The organism is Micromonospora sp. LZ37, assembly GCF_059359015.1.
Window position 1 is genome coordinate 1 of record NZ_JCADBL010000022.1, and the last position, 804, is coordinate 804.

The 804-nt window shown below is 75.1% G+C and carries 1 protein-coding gene; it reads right to left on the bottom strand.

Annotated elements, in window-relative coordinates; genetic code table 11:
* Positions 1–2: 2 nt before the first annotated feature.
* Positions 3–680 (bottom strand): hypothetical protein, encoded by a 678-nt coding sequence (locus AC5L3Z_RS29250; protein ID WP_494846570.1) that lies wholly within the window; start codon positions 678–680, stop codon positions 3–5.
* Between the last annotated feature and the right edge of the window lie 124 nt (positions 681–804).

Below are 804 nucleotides of genomic sequence, written 5' to 3' on the forward strand. Positions count from 1 at the left end.
GTTCAGACGGCTGCTGCGGCCACCACCACACCGACGCCGGCCAGCACACCCACCATGCCCGGTCCGGCGACCGCCGGTCTCACGGCGCCCGCGTCGACCGTGCCGGTTTCCGGTGGGTCGGGGTCGACGGTGTCGGTTTCCGGTGGGTCGGGGTCGACGGTGTCGGTTCCCGGTGGGTCGGGGTCGACCGTGCCGGTGTCCGGGGGGTCCGCGTCGAGCGTGCCGGTTCCCGCCGCGTCCGCGTCCGTGGTGCCTGGTTCGGCTGCGGGTGCTTTGGCGTCCGCGTCCGCGGTGCCCGGTTCGGCGGCGCCGGGTCCTGTGGCGCCCGCGTCCGCGGCTTCCGGTCCCGCGCCGGTCGGCACCACGACCTCCGCGTCCACCACACCTGGATCCACGGCAACCGGCGCCGTCACCTCAGGGTCGGCCTCCGCAGCTTCGACAGCGGCAGGCGCCACACCCGGTGGGCCCACCAGACCCACCCCCGCCCCTGTCAGCGCGGTCGATGGCAGCGGCGCTCCATCCGTTCCCGGGTCGCGCGGCCCGAGTACGGCGGACGCTGCGAACGTTACGGGGGTCACTGCCGGTTCTCCCGCCGCCACTTTGTCGACTGTCCCGCCGATGTCGCCGTCGGTGGTGCAGGCGACTGGTGTCCGTGCCGACGTCGAAGGCGCGCCGGCCACCGGTACGAGGGCGTCGGCTGACCGGGCCGTGCCTACCGGCACGGCCGTGACGGGGACCGCGACCGCGGGGCCGTCGGATCCGGTGAGTGGCGACACGGCGTCAACGGCTCCCGAGCCTGCCACT